Annotated in this window: 16 protein-coding genes; 6 read left to right on the top strand and 10 right to left on the bottom strand. The window is 72.9% G+C overall.

The window, feature by feature from the left end; genetic code table 11:
- Nucleotides 1-123: 123 nt before the first annotated feature.
- The gene (locus tag ACH47X_RS18405) at nucleotides 124-543 is read right to left on the bottom strand and encodes an Hsp20/alpha crystallin family protein (RefSeq protein ID WP_036970540.1); all 420 of its coding nucleotides are present in this window, start codon (nucleotides 541-543) and stop codon (nucleotides 124-126) included.
- Between the two features lie 150 nt (nucleotides 544-693).
- Nucleotides 694-1,695 (bottom strand): S66 peptidase family protein, encoded by a 1,002-nt coding sequence (locus ACH47X_RS18400; protein WP_397405969.1) that lies wholly within the window; start codon nucleotides 1,693-1,695, stop codon nucleotides 694-696.
- Between the two features lie 83 nt (nucleotides 1,696-1,778).
- Here ACH47X_RS18400 and ACH47X_RS18395 point away from each other — a divergent pair, with 83 nt between their 5' ends.
- The 3 genes from ACH47X_RS18395 to ACH47X_RS18385 all read left to right on the top strand — a co-directional run bounded on the left by ACH47X_RS18395 (nucleotide 1,779) and on the right by ACH47X_RS18385 (nucleotide 3,080).
- Nucleotides 1,779-2,132: a VOC family protein gene (locus ACH47X_RS18395; protein WP_397405968.1), complete on the top strand. Its 354-nt coding sequence runs from the start codon at nucleotides 1,779-1,781 to the stop codon at nucleotides 2,130-2,132.
- Nucleotides 2,133-2,265: 133 nt separating this feature from the next.
- Entirely contained in the window at nucleotides 2,266-2,745 is a 480-nt protein-coding gene (locus ACH47X_RS18390) for a nucleotidyltransferase family protein (protein ID WP_397405967.1), read from the top strand.
- The gene (locus tag ACH47X_RS18385; protein ID WP_397405966.1) at nucleotides 2,742-3,080 is read left to right on the top strand and encodes a DUF86 domain-containing protein; all 339 of its coding nucleotides are present in this window, start codon (nucleotides 2,742-2,744) and stop codon (nucleotides 3,078-3,080) included. Before ACH47X_RS18390 ends, ACH47X_RS18385 begins: the two co-directional genes overlap by 4 nt.
- Before the next feature lie 52 nt (nucleotides 3,081-3,132).
- Here ACH47X_RS18385 and ACH47X_RS18380 read toward each other — a convergent pair whose 3' ends face one another.
- Nucleotides 3,133-4,311: an XdhC family protein gene (locus ACH47X_RS18380; RefSeq protein ID WP_397405965.1), complete on the bottom strand. Its 1,179-nt coding sequence runs from the start codon at nucleotides 4,309-4,311 to the stop codon at nucleotides 3,133-3,135.
- A gap of 194 nt (nucleotides 4,312-4,505) precedes the next feature.
- On the opposite strand from ACH47X_RS18380, the gene ACH47X_RS18375 reads away from it, so the two are divergent.
- The gene (locus tag ACH47X_RS18375; protein WP_397405964.1) at nucleotides 4,506-4,994 is read left to right on the top strand and encodes a dsRBD fold-containing protein; all 489 of its coding nucleotides are present in this window, start codon (nucleotides 4,506-4,508) and stop codon (nucleotides 4,992-4,994) included.
- 12 nt (nucleotides 4,995-5,006) lie between these two features.
- Here ACH47X_RS18375 and ACH47X_RS18370 read toward each other — a convergent pair whose 3' ends face one another.
- Nucleotides 5,007-5,645: a hypothetical protein gene (locus ACH47X_RS18370; protein WP_397405963.1), complete on the bottom strand. Its 639-nt coding sequence runs from the start codon at nucleotides 5,643-5,645 to the stop codon at nucleotides 5,007-5,009.
- 78 nt (nucleotides 5,646-5,723) lie between these two features.
- Here ACH47X_RS18370 and ACH47X_RS18365 point away from each other — a divergent pair, with 78 nt between their 5' ends.
- A complete protein-coding gene (locus ACH47X_RS18365; protein ID WP_397405962.1) occupies nucleotides 5,724-6,980 on the top strand; it encodes a molybdopterin molybdotransferase MoeA in 1,257 nt (418 codons plus the stop codon).
- 31 nt (nucleotides 6,981-7,011) lie between these two features.
- Complete coding sequence (locus ACH47X_RS18360) at nucleotides 7,012-7,431, top strand: molybdenum cofactor biosynthesis protein MoaE (protein ID WP_036970536.1); 420 nt, start codon at nucleotides 7,012-7,014, stop codon at nucleotides 7,429-7,431.
- On the opposite strand, the gene ACH47X_RS18355 is transcribed toward ACH47X_RS18360, so the two are convergent.
- From ACH47X_RS18355 to moaA, 6 genes are all read right to left on the bottom strand, one after another.
- Nucleotides 7,397-8,806 carry a glycosyltransferase family 4 protein gene (locus ACH47X_RS18355; protein ID WP_397405961.1) on the bottom strand — a complete coding sequence of 470 codons (1,410 nt, stop codon included), beginning with the start codon at nucleotides 8,804-8,806 and terminating at the stop codon, nucleotides 7,397-7,399. The two genes, ACH47X_RS18360 and ACH47X_RS18355, sit on opposite strands and share 35 nt — an antisense overlap.
- A 100-nt stretch (nucleotides 8,807-8,906) precedes the next feature.
- Nucleotides 8,907-10,289: an ABC transporter substrate-binding protein gene (locus tag ACH47X_RS18350; RefSeq protein WP_397405960.1), complete on the bottom strand. Its 1,383-nt coding sequence runs from the start codon at nucleotides 10,287-10,289 to the stop codon at nucleotides 8,907-8,909.
- Nucleotides 10,290-10,341: 52 nt separating this feature from the next.
- Nucleotides 10,342-11,214: a carbohydrate ABC transporter permease gene (locus ACH47X_RS18345; protein WP_397405959.1), complete on the bottom strand. Its 873-nt coding sequence runs from the start codon at nucleotides 11,212-11,214 to the stop codon at nucleotides 10,342-10,344.
- Nucleotides 11,211-12,200, bottom strand: coding sequence for a carbohydrate ABC transporter permease (locus tag ACH47X_RS18340; protein WP_397405958.1), 990 nt, complete (start codon nucleotides 12,198-12,200; stop codon nucleotides 11,211-11,213). The genes ACH47X_RS18345 and ACH47X_RS18340 overlap by 4 nt, the downstream gene beginning before the upstream one ends.
- 148 nt (nucleotides 12,201-12,348) lie before the next feature.
- Nucleotides 12,349-12,573: a hypothetical protein gene (locus tag ACH47X_RS18335; RefSeq protein WP_397405957.1), complete on the bottom strand. Its 225-nt coding sequence runs from the start codon at nucleotides 12,571-12,573 to the stop codon at nucleotides 12,349-12,351.
- Between the two features lie 63 nt (nucleotides 12,574-12,636).
- A complete protein-coding gene (gene moaA, locus ACH47X_RS18330; RefSeq protein ID WP_397405956.1) occupies nucleotides 12,637-13,761 on the bottom strand; it encodes a GTP 3',8-cyclase MoaA in 1,125 nt (374 codons plus the stop codon).
- Between the last annotated feature and the right edge of the window lie 18 nt (nucleotides 13,762-13,779).

The raw sequence follows: 13,779 nt of genomic DNA, 5'->3' as shown, positions 1-13,779 counted from the left end.
GGACCGGTCTCGAGACAGGGGACCGAAGTCACTGAGCTCGGTCCCTTGCTTGCCCCAGGAACGCAGGCGACGCCCGGCCGCAAGGAGCGGTCGGGCGCCGTCGTGGTGGCCGCCTGAGGGGAATCAGGCGGCGGTGGTGACCTCGATGCGCTGCGGCGTGGTGCCGGCGAAGACGCCCGGCACGGTGACCGTCAGGACGCCCGAGTCGTAGGACGCGCGCACGGCGTCGCCGTCCACGGCCTTCGGCAGGGTGACGACGCGGCGGAAGGAGCCGAAGCGGACCTCCGAGATGCGGCGGCCCTCGGACTCCTCGGAGCGCTGGTCCTTGCGCTCGCCGCGCACGACGAGCTTGCGGCCCTCGACCTCGACGGTGACGTCGTCGGCCGGGTTCACGCCCGGCAGGTCGAGGCGGGCGACGAGGTCCTCGCCCTCACGATAGACGTCGGCCGCGGGCACGGGGCCCTCGGTGACGCCGAGCTGCTGGCTCCACGGGTCGCGGACCCAGGTGCGGGCGAACGGGGAACGGGTCAGAACGGTGGTCATGGTGTCCTCCTCGGGCGGGGTCTGATGACCGGTACAACCTGAGCCGACCCGACTCAATTTCCGGGTTCGCCGACGGCGGACGCCGCCCCGGGATCAACGTGTCAGACGCACGGGTCACCCGGGTGGTTCGTGCGTCTGACACGTCGGAGCTCAGTGGCGGGTGATCGTCAGCGCCGCCTCCTGCTCGCCGACGACGACGTCCGCCGCGCCGCCGACCGGGAAGGTGAGCTGCGGGCTGGTGTGTCCGAAGTCGACGCCGGCCAGCACCGGCTTGCCGGTCAGGGCGGGCTGGCGCGCGACGATCTCGTCGAGCGCCCCGCGGGTCACGCCGGAGGCGGCCTGGAAGCGGCCGAGCACGAGCCCGGTCACGCCGTCGGCGCCGGGGAGCTGGAGCAGGGACGTGAGCTGGCGCGCGACGTGCGCGGCGTCGGACTCGAAGTCGTCCTCCAGGAACAGGAGCGCGCCGTCGAGCGACGGCATGTGCGCGGTTCCCTGGAGCAGGCTGAGCGTGCCCAGGTTGCCGCCGACGATCCGACCCGAGGCGGTTCCCGGCCGCAGCCGCCACCAGCCCTCGTTCGGCACGGCGGTGCGGGCGTCCTGGTCGGCGAACCACATGTCGTCGGTCCAGGCCTGTGACGGCTCGACGACAATGGGGGCGTCGCTGGTCACGGCGGCGCGGAACCAGTCGCCGGTGGGCTCGAAGTGGTCGCGCATGCCCCAGCTCGACCAGTGCGGGCCGGAGTACGTGACCAGACCCGTGTGCGCGAGGATCGCGTTCTGCAGCGCGGTGATGTCCGAGTAACCGCAGAACACCTTGGGGTGGGCCGCGATCAGGTCGAAGTCCAGGTAGGGCAGCAGCTCGTTGCTGTTGAACCCGCCGATCACGGTGATGATCCCCGCGACGGCGGGGTCGGCGAACGCGGCGTGCAGGTCGGCGACGCGGTGCTCGATCGAGGCGCTGCGGAACTGGTCGTCCTCGTCGACGTGCTCACCGAACGTGAGGGTGAGTCCCATCGTGGCGAACCGCTCGTCGATCCAGCGGGTGTTGTCGTGCTCCATGATCATGGTGCGCGAGCGGGCGGGTGCGACCACCCGGACGGTGTCGCCGGGGCGGAGCTTGGGCGGGACGATGGTCTCGACGTGCGCTGACATGCCCGCAGCCTAGGACGGCGTCGCGGGTGGAGGCGCCCGGATTTCCCGACCGGTTCCCGACCAGCCCCCGATCAGGAGGAACGATGCGCGTAAGCCGGATCATGGCCAACCTGCGGGTGGCCGACGTCGACGCCGCCAAGGACTTCTACGCCGACTACCTCGGGCTGAGCACCGAGGAGTTCAACCTGGGCTGGGTGGCCCGCTACACGTCCCCGGACACCGGCGCCGTGGTCCAGCTCCTGACGCGCGACGCGACGGCCGCCGCTGACGCCACGGTCTCGGTCCACACGCCCGACGTCGAGGGCGCGTACGCCGAGGCGCGGCAGCGCGGGTACGAGATCGTGCACCCGCTGACGACGGAGTCCTGGGGCGTGCACCGGTTCCTGGTGCGTGCGCCGGACGGCACGGTGGTCAACGTGGTGCAGCACGCGGACTGACGGGTCCCCGGGCGCTCGACCCAGCATGCTGATAGCATCTGCTATCAGGAGGTGGTTTCGGGTGGAGCAGCAGCCAGTGCGGAGACAGACGGAGCGGGAATCGGCGGTCGAGCGGGCTTTCGCGGAGCACCTGATGCGGACGAGCCGGCATGCGGGGGAGCTGCGAGCGGCCGCGACGCGTGAGCTCGTCGTTGCGGCGAGCCAGGCGCGTGACCTGGGCTGGAGTCAGCGCAGGATCGGCCTGGCCCTCGGCCGGAGCCAGCCGGAGGTCGCCCGCCTCCTGAAGCTGGACACGGCGGCGGCCGGGGGCGAGCCGGACGAGGTCGTGCCGTTGCTGACCTTGCTGCTTCGTGACCGGCGCGACGAGATCGTCGAGGCCGCGGCGCGTCGGGGTGTGCACAACATCCGCGTGTTCGGGTCGGTGGCCCGCGGTGAGGACACCGCGGAGTCGGACATCGACCTGCTCGTCGACACCGATCCCGACGTCGGCCTGTTCGCAATCGGCGCGCTGGAGGCAGAGCTCGAGGAACTGCTGGGGCGCGAGGTCGATGTGGTGATCGCGCGGGCCCTGCGCGAGGGCGTGGCCGCGACCGTCGAGGCGATCCCGCTGTGACGGACAAGGACCAGCGCAACGTTGAGTCGGCGTTGCATCACCTGGACGTGCTCAAGTCGTATCTCGAGCACGGCACGATGGACGATCCGGTCCTGTTCGATGCCGTGTGTCTCCGCCTCGGGGCTTCGATCGAGGTGGCCGCCAAACTGAGCGAGGAGGCCCGGGCGCGAGCGTTCGGCACGACGTGGAAGGCGATCTGGTCCACCCGGAACCGGATCGCGCACGCCTACGAGTACATCGACCCGCAGCTGATCCGCAGCACCGTTGAAAGTGATCTCGGTGCGTACGAAGGCGCGTTGCGCGGACTGCTCCGGCCAGAGTCTGGCGTCCAGTAGGGCAGAGCCGGAGCCACCCTGCGCGGAGGGGCGTCGGACCGGCGTCGGATAGTCAGCCGTGGATCGGGCCGTCCGTCTCACGCAGAGGCCGGGTCGAGGCACCCGACCGGGCCGCGATGATCTCGGCGGCGATCGAGACGGCGGTCTCGTCGGGCGTGCGGGCGCCGAGGTCCAGGCCGATCGGGCTGTGCAGCCGCGCGAGCGCGGCGGCCGGAACGCCGTCCTCGACCAGCCGGGCGGTCCGCTCGGCGTGCGCTCGACGGGAGCCCATGGCGCCCACGTAGGTGCCGGCCGGCAGGTCGGTCAGCGCGGTGTGCAGCAGGGGCACGTCGAACTTGGGGTCGTGGGTCAGCACGCACACGGCGTCGCGTGCGGAGACGCGGCCAGCCTCGATCTCGGCGGCGAGGTACCGGTGCGGCCACTCGACCACCACCTCGTCGGCCTCGGGGAAGCGGGCCGGCGTCGCGAACACCGGGCGGGCGTCGCAGACCGTGACCCGGAACCCGAGCAGGCGCCCGGCGCGCGCCAGCGCGGCCGCGAAGTCGATCGCGCCGAACACCAGCAGGCGCGGGGGCGGCGCGAAGACCTGCAGGAAGACCCGGGTCCCCGTGCCGGTGCGCTCGCCGTGGGGGCCGTACTCGCGCACCGCGGAGGTGCCGGCGGCGAGTTGCCCGATGGCGTCCGCGGCAACGGCGGCGTCGAGACCGGCGTCGCCGAGTCCCGGCCCGGCCGAGGGGGCAGCGTCCGAACCGGTGACCACCAGCCGCCGGCCCACCTCGGCTCCCGCGCGACCGGCCCCCGCACCACCCGTCCCCGCGACGACCGTCGCGAGGCAGATGCCCGGCCCCGCCGGGCCGCCGTCGGCCCGGGGCGCGGCCAGGACCCGCCCGGCGAACGCGTCGAAGCCCGGCCACGTCGCGCGGGACACCGGCGCGACGAACACCTCGATGGTCCCGCCGCAGGTCAGGCCCACGTCGAACGCGTAGTCGTCGGAGACCCCGTAGCCGACGAGCGCGGGGCGGCCGGTCTCGGCGACCTCGAGACACAGATCGTGCACGGCGCCCTCGACGCACCCGCCGGACACCGAGCCGATGACCTCGCCGCCCGGCCCCACGGCCAGCGCCGCACCCGGCTCGCGCGGTGCGGACCCGAAGGTGCGCACCACCGTGGCGACGGCCGCGCGCTCGTCGGCGTGCCACCAGTCGAGCAGCTGCGGCAGCAGGTCCCGCACCCCGGCTCCTTTCCCGCGCGAACCTCCGCACGAAACTCCGCGCGTGCCCGCACGCACTCCGCGCCGCCCCCGTGCTCCTCACCGTCTCACGCAACTGTCACGCGCAGGGGTCGAACAGATGACGGGTACGGTCTGACACGCCGCCCGGTTCGGGGCCATCATGGAAGGGACCGCAACGACGCGAGGAGGACCCCATGAAAGCAGCAGTGGGCGACCGGATCGTCACGGCTTCCGGTGTGGTCGGCGGCGCAGTGCGGGACGGCGTGGTCACCGAGTGTCCCCACGGCGACGGGTCGCCGCCGTACCGGGTGCGCTGGTCCGACACGGGCGAGGAGACCCTCGTCTACCCCGGCGGCGACACGTACGTGGACGCCCAGGTCGAGGCGACGTCCGGCGCGTGGACCGAGGCTCGCCGCGGCCGCGCCCTCACCTGGGACGTGCGGATCACCGTGGTCGAGGCGGCGGGCAGCACGACGGCGGAGGCCACGGTGATGAACGGCCCGCCGGACGCCCTGCGCGGCGTCGGGCACGCCAGGAAGTCACCGGACGACGACGAGGTCCCCCTGATCGGCGACGAGATCGCCGCCGGCCGGGCTCTGCGGCGCCTCGCCGACCGGCTGCTCGCCGTGGCCGAGGCCGACGTCTCCGCCGCGGTCGGGCACAAGGCGCACCTGCACCGGTGACCCGCACGACCCTCAGGCCAGGATCCCCGACGCGTCCAGCTCCGCACGTACCTCGGGGTCGAGCCACGGCTCGACGCCCGCCCAGGTAGTACGCCACGAGATGCCCGTGATCCGGGTCCCGTCGGGGAACGTCTCGATGTAGTCGGCCTGCAGCACGCCGTGCTCGTCGCACCAGAACGCGTTCGCGGGGCTGCCGTCCAGGAGCTGGTCGATGCGCATCGCGGAGACCGAGAAGCCGTCCGGCAGCACCAGCGGCTGCGTGTCGGTGCGCACCAGCAGGGCGTGCTGCGTGCGCGCGGGGTCGGTGTCGGCGAGCTGTGTGTACTCGACCCAGGACCCCACCGTCGCGAGCTCCAGCACCAGCAGGTACCGGGCGAACGACGGCACGCCGTCGCCCACACCCGGTGGCAGGTCCGCGCGCTCGAACGAGACGTCCACACCGCCCGGCTCGCGCTGGTGCGACCAGCGCACCCAGGCACGCACGTCGCCGTCGTACTCCACGTGGTGCCGCGCCCGCAGCACCACGTCGGGCTGCGGGCGCATCGCGAGCACCGAGTCGAGCACCAGCAGGCCGTCGGCGGTCTCGGACTCCCGGCGCACGAGGGCGCCGTCGGGCGTGGTCCCGTTGTTGCTCAGCGCCTGGATCTGCATGCTCGATTCTTTCGCGCGGCCCGGTCCGCTCGCCAGGGCAAACCGCCTGCCGGACGGCGCTGCGGGTAGGTTGCGGACATGAGCGAGCGCGTGGACGTGGAACAGCACCGGGCCGACGTCGCGGAGCTGCTCGCGACGCTCGCGGACCGGCCCGTCGAGCAGGTACCCCTCGACCAGGGGGTGCTCGGCCGCGTGCTGGCGCGCGACGTGACCGCCCCCGGCCCGCTGCCGCGGTTCCGCAACTCCCAGATGGACGGCTTCGCGGTGCGCGCCGCCGACGTCGCCACGGCCGGCCCGGGCGCGCCCGTCACCCTGCCCGTGGCGGGCGACGTCGCCGCCGCGCCGGGCGAGCCCGCCCCGCTCGCACCAGGCACCGCGGTGCGGATCATGACCGGCGCGCCCGTGCCCGAGGGCGCGGACGCCGTGGTGCCCGTCGAGGACACCGACCACGTGACCTTCAACGGTGCTGCCGCGGCCCTGGCGACCACGGTGGACGTGGCGCGCGCCCGCATGAGCGGCGAGTTCGTCCGGGAGCCCGGGTCCGACGTCGCCGCGGGCGCCGTCGTGCTGCCCGCCGGCACCGTGCTCGCACCCCACCACGTCGCGGCGGCCGCCGCCTGCGGGGTCGCCCACCTCGCGCTCCGCGCCCAGGTCTCGGTGGCCGTCGTGTCCACGGGCAGCGAGCTCGTGGGACCGGGCGGCGAGCCCGGCCCCGGCCAGATCTGGGATGCCAACGGCCCGGCGCTCGCGGCCGCCGTTCAGGCGGCGGGCGGGCGCGTCGGCGAGCGGCTCACCCTGGCCGACGACCCGGCGGCGGTGCGCGCGGGGCTGGAGCGCGCGGCGGCGGGCTGCGACCTGGTCCTCACCACCGGGGGCGTGAGCCAGGGCGCCTACGAGGTGGTCAAGGACGCCCTGCCCGAGGTGGTCTTCCGGTCCGTGGCGATGCAGCCCGGCGGGCCGCAGGGGTTCGGCCGGATCGGCGGCACGCCCGTGCTCACCTTCCCCGGCAACCCGGTCAGCGCCCAGGTCTCGTTCGTGGTGTTCCTCCGGGACGTGCTGCGGCGGTCCGCCGGGCTCCCGCCGGTCGAGCGCATGCCCGCGGTGCTCGACGGCGCCGTCCGGTCCCCGGCAGGGAAGAGGCAGCTCCTGCGGGGCCGCTGGGTGCGCCCGGCGGCGGGCGCGGCCGCCGTCGGGGCGGAGGAGCGGGTCGCTGTCGTCGGCGGGCCCGGTTCGCACCTCGTCGCATCGATGGCCGCCGCGGACGTGCTGATCGACGTGCCCGCCGCCGCGACTACGCTCGAACCGGGTGCCGAGGTGGCCGTGTGGCCGCTGTGACGTCGCACCCGGGCGAGAGGGATCGGTGAGCATGGACCAGGTCGTGCGCGTGACGCAGGAGGAGCTCGACGACGCCGTCGGGCGGGCCGTCGAGGCGGCGGTGGCCGCGCCGGAGTGCGGCGCCGTGGTCACCTTCCGCGGCGTGGTCCGGGACGACGACGGCGGCCGTGCCGTCACGAGCCTCGACTACGAGGCGCACCCCGACGCCACCGCCGTGCTGCAAAAAGTGTGCCAGGCGGTGAGCGCGGAGACGGGCCTCCGCGTCGCCGCGACGCACCGCTACGGGCACCTCGAGGTCGGGGACGTCGCGCTCGTCGCCTCCGCGTCGGCCGGGCACCGCAAGGAGGCCTTCGAGGCGTGCTCCCTGCTGGTGGAGCGCATCAAGGCCGAGGTGCCGATCTGGAAGAAGCAGCAGTTCACGGACGGCGAGTCCGAGTGGGTCGGTCTGTGACGATCCGCCGCACGCGGGTGACCGCGCGGCCCACCCGGCGGGAGATGAGCAGCTCGGGCAGCCGGGCGACGCGGCCCGGCAGCGTGCGGCCCGGCAGCGTGAGGTTCGGCCGGGACAGGCCGGTCCGCGACAGTCCGCTCCGCGACAGGCTCGGCAGGGACGGCAGGCTCGGGAGCGACGGCAGGCTGGGCAGCGACGGCAGCGACGGCAGCGTCAGGTGGGGCATCGACAGGTTCGGCATGCTCAGCCCGGTCAGGCCCAGGTTCGGCAGCCGCTGCATCCCGCGCACCCAGATGCGCTCCCGCACCGGCGGGGGCGGCACGTCGAGCCGGTCGTAGAACGCCTCGGCGCACGCGCGCCACGAGAACAGCTCGGCGTACCGGCGCGTCTCCTCGCGGGAGCACGCCAGGGCAGCAAGGCACGCCGCGCGCAGGTCGTCGTCGACGGCACCGGCGCCGGAGCCCGGGATCAGGTCGCGCGGGCCCGGCGCGTCGAACCCGGCCACCGGCGTCCCCGACGCCATCGCCTCCAGGATGACCAGCCCGAACGTGTCGGTGCGGCTCGGGAAGACGAGCACGTCGGCGTCGGCGAAGTGCTGCGCCAGGTCGTCGCCCGAGCGGCGGCCCAGGAAGTGCGCCGCCGGGTAGGCGGCCTCCAGGTCGGCGCGGGCCGGGCCGTCGCCCACCACGACCTTCGAGCCGGGCAGGTCCAGGTCGAGGAACGCCTCGACGTTCTTCTCCACCGCGAGCCGCCCCACGTACAGGAAGACGGGACCGGGCAGGTCCCGGTAGACGCCGTTGCCCGTGGCGCCGGAACCGGTCGCGGCCGCCCGGCGGCGCGGATGGAACTGCTCGGTGTCCACGCCGAGGCTCCACGGCGTCACGTTCCGGATGCGCCACTGGGTGAGCTGCTCGCGCATGGTCGGCGTCGCCACCAGGACCGCGCCGGACTTGTCGTGGAACTTGCGCACGTAGCGGTACCCGGCCCAGAGCGGGATCCACGACCAGCGCGCGCTCACGTACTCGGGGAACTGCGTGTGGTAGCTGGAGGTGAACGGGAACCCGAAATGGTCGCAGACGGCGCGCGCGTACCAGCCGAGCGGACCCTCGGTGGCGATGTGCACGGCGTCGGGCGCGAACTCCAGGAACCGCCGCTCCACGTCGTCGCGGGCCATGATGGGCACGCGGATCTCGGAGTAGGTGATCAGCGGGATGGTGCGGTAACCGTCCCAGGGCGTGACCACCTCCACCGCGCAGCCCATCCGGCGCAGCTCGGCCACGGTGCGCGAGAGCGCCGTGGCGACGCCGTTCACCTGCGGTTCCCAGGCGTCGGTGACGATCATGATGCGGTGCGGCCGATCGGTCGCTGTAGGCACGGCGTGATTCAACCACGTTCGGGCAGGGCCCAGATCCACCGCGTGCCTCGCGGGCGGCGGGGTGGACCTGGGCCTGCCGGTCACGTCGGCCGAAGGGGCCTCAGTCCTGGGGGTCCAGGTAGGGCTCGACGTTCTCGGTGTACGCGGTCTCGATGCGCGGCGTGATCTCCTCGAACGCCGTGGCCGGGTCGGCGCCCTCGATGACGATCTGCTCCAGGGCGTCGTTCAGCAGCGCGTCCGCGCCGGGCACGAAGACGCGGACGTCGTCCTGCACGCGGGCCTTGTCGGCGAGCTGGTCCACCGCGGTGCGGAACTGCGGCGTCTCCTCGTAGGTGGCCTTCATGGTGTCGCTCTCCACCGCGGAGGTGCGCACGGGCATGTAGCCGGTGGACTGCGAGAAGGTCGCGGTGTTCTCGGTGTCGGTGAGGAACTCCAGGAACATCGCGGCCGCGAGCTGCTCCTCCGGCGTCTTGGACGACGGGATCGCCAGGCCGGTGCCGCCGGTCGGCGTACCGCCGCCCTGCGGGCCGTCGGGCAGGTAGGCCGTGCCGACCTCGAACTTCGCGGCGTCGAGCGCGCCCTTCAGCGAGCCGGTCGAGCCGATCGTGGAGGCGATGAGGCCCGAGGAGAAGTCGGCCATGGCGTCGTCGGCCGACAGGGTGGCCACGCCGGACTCGTGGAACAGGTCGTGCACGAACTGGCCGCCCGCGATCGCCTCGGGCGTGTCGAGCGTGAGCTCGAAGCCGTCCGAGTACGCGCCGCCCTGGCCCCAGATCATGTTCTCGAACCACCAGGCGCCCCACGACGGGCCGGTCGACAGGCCGAACGTCGAGCCCTTCTCGGGCACCTCGTCCTTCAGGGAGGCGTCCCACTCCTCGAGCTCGGCCCAGGTCTCCGGGCCGCGGTCGGGCAGGCCGGCGGCGTCCCACAGGTCCTTGTTGTAGTAGAACAGCGGCGTCGAGCGCGCGTACGGCACGGCCCAGTGCTGGTCGTCGTACTCGTAGTCGGAGTACAGCGCGGGCTGGAAGTCCGCGGCATCGGCGTCCAGGAACTCCATGACGTCGTCGACCGGCATGATCTGGTCGTTGAGGTGGTAGCGGAACCACCAGACGTCCGAGGCGATGACCAGGTCGGGCAGCTCGTCCGTCTGCGAGGCGGCCTGGAAGCGCTGAGCGACCTCGTCGTAGTCGGCCCCCGCGGTCACCAGCTTCACGCTGATGCCGGTCTCGTCCTTGAACTCGTCGATGAACTGCTGCTCGACCTCCTGCGACGCACCCGGGTGGTTGCTCCACCAGGTGATCTCCTTCGCGGGCTCGACCTGCGACCAGTCGACGGCCTCGGCGGACGGCTCGTCGGAGCCGCCGGCCGCGCCGACGCTCGGGCCGGCGCACCCGGCTGCGGTCAGGGCGGTCAGCGCGGCGAGCGCGGTGACGACGACGGCGCGCGGTCGCGCGGTGGCACGGCGGGCAGTGCGGTGGGACACGGGTGCTCCTTGGTTGTCTCTCTGGGGAGTTCTCGGGGGGTGCGGGCGCTGGTCAGCCGGTGACGGCGCCGGCGGTGAGACCGGCGACGAGCCGGCGCTGCAGCACGAGGAAGACCAGCAGGATGGGGAGGGTCACGACGACGGTGGCGGCGAGCAGCACGCCCCAGTTCGTCATGCCGTCGGTGTTCTGCAGCAGGGTGAGCCCGACGGGCAGCGTCATCTTCGAGGGGTCGTCGACCACGAGGAACGGCCACAGGTAGTCGTTCCACTCGGTCACGACGGAGACCAGCGCGACGGCGGCCAGCGTGGGCGTGCTCATCGGCACGACGAACCGCCACAGCTTGCGCCAGTGGCCCGCGCCGTCGAGCTCGGCGGCCTCCAGCACGGACCGCGGCAGCGTGAGGAAGTGCTGGCGGAACAGGAAGGTGCCGAACGCGCTGGCCAGCCCGGGCACGAGGATGCCCTGGTAGGTGTTCAGCCAGCCCAGGCTCGCCACGAGCGTGTAGTTGGGGATGATCGTGATCTGCGGCGGGATCATCAGCGTGGCGATCACCAGCCCGAACACGACCTTGCGGAACGGGAAGTCCAGGAAGACCAGTGCGTACGCGCAGCACAGGCCGAGCGCGACCTTGAGCCCCGCGCCGACGACGGTCAGGCCGATGCTGTTGACCAGCAGCCGCCCGAGCGGGATGGCGCCCGCGGCCTGCGCGTAGTTGTCCAGGGCCGGCTGCGCCGGGAGCCACTGGAGGGGCACCTGGTACAGCTCGTCCGGTGCCTTGAGGCTCGCGAGCGCCATCCACAGCAGCGGGGCGCCCAGCACGATGGTCGCGAAGATCATGGTGACGTAGCCGCCCAGCTGGGCCGGGCGCCGTCGTCGGGCGGGAGCGGGGGAGCCGGCGGTCTGCGGGAACGTGGTGGCGGTCATGCGTAGTGCACCTTCTGCTGGACGAACCGCAGCTGCACGGCGGTGACGGCCAGCAGCACGAGGAACAGGATCGTGGCGACGGCGGATGCGTAGCCCGCCCGGCCGTTGACGAAGCTCTCCACGTAGATCGAGTACATGAGCGTGGTGGTGGACCCGAGCGGGCCGCCCTGCGTCATCGCCTTGATCGTGTCGAACGACTGGAGGGAGCTGAGCAGCATGGTCACGAGCAGGAAGAAGGTGGTGGGCGTGAGCAGGGGCAGCACGACGGAGCGCAGCGTGCGGGCGGCGGAGGCGCCGTCGAGCGCTGCGGCGTCCTTGAGGTCCTGCGGCACGGCCTGCAGGCCCGCCAGGTAGATGAGGGCGACGTACCCGAGGTTCTTCCACAGGTAGACGACGATCACCATGACCAGCGGCCAGGGGCGGCCGGTGTACCACTGGGGCGAGGCGATGCCCACCCAGTTGAGCAGCTCCTGGATCAGGCCGTAGCGCGGGTCGAACATGAACAGCCAGAGGATGCCGACGGCGAACCCGCCCAGCACGTACGGCGCGAACGCGACGGTGCGGGCGATGCCGCGGCCCCGCAGCCTGCGGTTCAGCAGCAGGGCGAGGCCGAGGCCCAGCACCATGGCGCCGCCCACCGTCGCGACGGTGAAGACGAGGGTGGTCAGGACGATGCGCCCGGTGGTCGGCGCGGTGAACCACTCGACGTAGTTGCCGAGCCCGACGAACCGCGCGGTGGGGGAGCCGAGGTTCCACTGGAGGGTGGAGAGGTAGAGGCTCTCGACCAGCGGCCGGTACACGAAGACCAGCAGGAGGGCGATGTTGGGGCCGGCCAGCAGGAGCGCCCAGAGCAGGGCGGTGCGGCGGCGGCCGGCCGCGAGGCGGCTGCGGCGCAGGCGCTGGGGTTCGGTGCGCTCGGGGGCGGCCGACCCGGCGTGCGGGGCGCCGGGATCCTCCGGTGCCCGGGTCGTCGCGATGGTGGTCACGGCGGCGAGCCTAGGAAGGCGCCTGGGCGTTATGTCTGATTTTGGAGCGCGGGCGGCCGAGGCTTCCGGCAACGTACACGCGGGCGTCCCCGGGGCGTCACCTGGGACGGCGGGACGTCACGTGGACGTCATGTCACGCTGGTTCTGCTCAGGGGCCGAGCAGCGCGAGCGGGACAACAGCGACGCCATCAGGCCGTCGGTATGCGAACTCGCCCGTCGTGACGACCACTCGATCGGCCATCCGATCGCCGATCTGGTCGTGAAGCCAGTTGAGGTGACGCACGTCCTTGTCGGTGACGGTTGCGGCGAGCTTTACCTCGACAGCAACGACTTTCCTGTCCTCGCCTTCGACGATCAGCGTTCTATTGAGCATTTCGACGAGGTCCTACTATGCAAATGGACGACCGTCTGCTCGGCATCTCGACGGATCGAGGTCTCAGCCGCCGATGGCACCCATGCTGCGCTCCGTCTCGGCGAAGGCGTCGGCGGCCAGCTCGACGGCGTCGCTGCCGTGGGCGCGGGGCTTGGCCCACATGGCGGCGCGCCACGCGTCGCCCACCTCGTCGTCGGTGGCACCGGCGCGCAGCAGGGACTTGAGGTCGGTCTCCTCGTTGCCGAACAGGCACGAGCGGACGGTGCCTTCGGCGGTCAGCCGGGTGCGGTCGCAGGCCCCGCAGAAGGAGCGGGTCACCGAGGCGATGATCCCGACGGTGGCGGGGCCCTCGTCGACCAGCCACTCCTCGGCCGGGGCCGAGGGGTCCTCGCGGCCGGCGGGGGTCAGGGTGAACCGCTCCTGCAGCACCTCCAGAAGGTCGGCTGCGCTGACCACGTCGTCGCGCGTCCAGCGGCCGTCGGCGTCGAGCGGCATCTCCTCGATGAACCGCAGGTTGCAGTCGTGCTCCACGGACCAGGCGAGCAGGTCGGCGGCGCCCGCCAGGGTCTCGGGAAGCAGCACCGCGTTGATCTTGACCGGCGCCAGCCCGGCGGCCAGCGCCGCGCGGATCCCGGTGAGCACGTCGTCGAGCCGGTCCCGGCGGGTCAGGGTCGCGAACGCCTGCCGGTCCACGGTGTCCAGCGAGACGTTCACGCGGTCCAGCCCGGCCGCGACCAGCGCGTCGGCGCGCTTGTCCAGGCCGAGCGCGTTGGAGGTCATGGCGATCCGCACGCGCTGGTCCGCGTCCGCACCGAGATGGCGCATGGCGTCGTCCGCGGCGGTCCGGGAGGCGCCGATGATCTGCTCCAGGTCGCGCCGCATGAGCGGCTCGCCCCCGGTGAACCGGATGTCGCGGATGCCGAGGTCGCGCACGCCGATGCCGACGATCCGGCCGATCTCGTCCGGCGTCATCAGCTCGTCGCGCGGCACGAGGGGCAGGCCCTCGGCCGGCATGCAGTAGGTGCAGCGCAGGGAACACGCCGTGGTGATCGACACCCGCAGGTCGTGCGCGACACGCCCGTACCGGTCGACCAGCAGGGGTGTCTCGGGGCGGGGCCGCCCGGCCGGGGTGGCCGCGCGGCGGGGCACGCCTCGCACCGACGGGATCCCGAGAGTCACAGCGCTCATCCCATGAGGGTAGTCCGC

This window comes from Promicromonospora kroppenstedtii (genome assembly GCF_044389675.1).
In the GTDB taxonomy this organism is placed as follows: Bacteria; Actinomycetota; Actinomycetes; order Actinomycetales; family Cellulomonadaceae; genus Promicromonospora; species Promicromonospora kroppenstedtii.
Note: the sequence above shows the minus strand (reverse complement) of the source record. Positions and strands in the feature narration are given on the sequence as shown.

Excerpts from the sequence above, each read along its gene's own strand:
- ACH47X_RS18365 (WP_397405962.1), top strand. The coding sequence starts at position 5,724 with ATGAGCGAGCGCGTGGACGTGGAACAGCACCGGGCCGACGTCGCGGAG.
- ACH47X_RS18400 (WP_397405969.1), bottom strand. The coding sequence starts at position 1,695 with ATGTCAGCGCACGTCGAGACCATCGTCCCGCCCAAGCTCCGCCCCGGC.
- ACH47X_RS18370 (WP_397405963.1), bottom strand. The coding sequence starts at position 5,645 with ATGCAGATCCAGGCGCTGAGCAACAACGGGACCACGCCCGACGGCGCC.
- ACH47X_RS18395 (WP_397405968.1), top strand. The coding sequence starts at position 1,779 with ATGCGCGTAAGCCGGATCATGGCCAACCTGCGGGTGGCCGACGTCGAC.
- ACH47X_RS18360 (WP_036970536.1), top strand. The coding sequence starts at position 7,012 with ATGGACCAGGTCGTGCGCGTGACGCAGGAGGAGCTCGACGACGCCGTC.
- ACH47X_RS18335 (WP_397405957.1), bottom strand. The coding sequence starts at position 12,573 with ATGCTCAATAGAACGCTGATCGTCGAAGGCGAGGACAGGAAAGTCGTT.
- moaA (WP_397405956.1), bottom strand. The coding sequence starts at position 13,761 with ATGAGCGCTGTGACTCTCGGGATCCCGTCGGTGCGAGGCGTGCCCCGC.
- ACH47X_RS18375 (WP_397405964.1), top strand. The coding sequence starts at position 4,506 with ATGAAAGCAGCAGTGGGCGACCGGATCGTCACGGCTTCCGGTGTGGTC.
- ACH47X_RS18390 (WP_397405967.1), top strand. The coding sequence starts at position 2,266 with ATGCGGACGAGCCGGCATGCGGGGGAGCTGCGAGCGGCCGCGACGCGT.
- ACH47X_RS18345 (WP_397405959.1), bottom strand. The coding sequence starts at position 11,214 with ATGACCGCCACCACGTTCCCGCAGACCGCCGGCTCCCCCGCTCCCGCC.
- ACH47X_RS18405 (WP_036970540.1), bottom strand. The coding sequence starts at position 543 with ATGACCACCGTTCTGACCCGTTCCCCGTTCGCCCGCACCTGGGTCCGC.